1 protein-coding gene is annotated in these 1,425 nt (G+C 63.9%); it reads right to left on the reverse strand.

All coding sequences use genetic code 11. From position 1 onward, the window contains the following. Window positions 1–274: 274 nt before the first annotated feature. Entirely contained in the window at window positions 275–1,300 is a 1,026-nt protein-coding gene (locus F3089_RS15730; protein WP_151441727.1) for an IS110 family RNA-guided transposase, read from the reverse strand. Between the last annotated feature and the right edge of the window lie 125 nt (window positions 1,301–1,425).

Genomic DNA, 1,425 nt, shown 5'->3' on the forward strand with positions numbered 1-1,425 from the left:
GCTTCTCTAAAGCGGGCGTCGGGATCAACCCACGCCCGTTGACTCTGGTTAAGGATTGGGTTCGACGAGCTTTCAGGCTTCTCTTCGCGGTCTGTGCCGCAGTATGGAATCGGAGGCCGTTGCCCTTTGATCTCCTACACGAGGTCAGCGCCTCAAGCGTGCCACGGGGTCAACAGCTCCGAACTCGTCCAACCCACTTGCCTGGTTACTTTCTGTGCTGCTTTGTCATTCGCTGATCCGCCCTTATCAGTGATCGTTGGGTCCCTATCGTCTCTCAGGCCGCTGCGCCCGTTGTGCCGTGCTCGGGTTCGAAGCGCTCGCCCTTGAGCCACAACCGCCACAGCACAATGGCCAGCTTGCGTGCCAGCGCCACCCGCGCCTTGGCCGCCCCCTTGGTCTCGGCCAGCTGACGGGCCCAGCGTTTGAGTCGACAGTCGCTGCCCTGGCGGATCATCGCATGGGCGGCCTCCACCAGGTGCCAGCGCAGCAGGTGATCGCCCTGGCGGGTGATCGAGCCACGCACGCATCGTTCTCCCGATTGGGTCACCCCGGGCGTCAGGCCCGCGTAGTCCGCCACCTGTTCACCATTGGCGAAGCGCCGTGGGTCATCCACCGTTGAGGCGAACACTTTCGCCGTCAGCGGCCCCACACCGGGCACGCTTTGGAGCTGTTGCTGGAGCTCGTCCTCACGCTGCTGGGCCTGCATCTGCTTTTTCATGGCCTCGGCCTGTTCCAGGCTGTGCTCGTACACCGCCAGCAATGGCTCCAGCACCGCCACAAGCGCTTCGCTGTGCTGCTGGGCCCGTTCCCGGACCCGCTGCGCGAACCGGCTCTTGCTGACCAGTCCCAGGCAGATCCCGTGGGCCCGCAACAGCCCGCGGATCTGGCTGTCGATGCTGCAGTAGGTTCTGACCAGCCCCTGGCGCCCCTGCAGCTGGGTGCGCTCCAGCCGCGCCGAGTCACTTTTGCGGTGCACCGGCTGGAACCACCCTGAACGCACGATCTGAGCCAGCGTCTGGGCGTCACGCCGGTCGGTCTTCTTGCGGGCATCCATCAGATGCTTCGCCGCCCGGGCGTCGATGATCTGCGCCTGGTGACCGGCCTCTTCGAGCACCTGACAGGCCCATTCGGCCAGCGGTGAGGACTCCACCACAACCGACACCGGCGCAAACGGGGCCAGCACTTTGGCCAACTGCCCGGCGTCGGTGGCCACTTCCCGCTGTTCCATGACGTTGCCCTGCTCATCCACAACGGCAACAGCACTTGATTTGGAAGCCAGATCGATGCCAGCGTAGTTCATCGGACAACCTCCTCCGTTATGGCTTTGTTGAGGCCCTTAGGGTGACCTCGTTTCTCATTGGCGGAGGTTGTCCTCTTCCTTCCGGCCCGATCAAGGCCTGCCCGCTTTATTCCATCTCCTACAGG

The organism is Halospina sp. K52047b, assembly GCF_008709855.1.
GTDB lineage: Bacteria > Pseudomonadota > Gammaproteobacteria > Pseudomonadales > Oleiphilaceae > Halospina > Halospina utahensis_B.

Excerpts from the sequence above, each read along its gene's own strand:
- F3089_RS15730 (WP_151441727.1), bottom strand. The coding sequence starts at position 1,300 with ATGAACTACGCTGGCATCGATCTGGCTTCCAAATCAAGTGCTGTTGCC.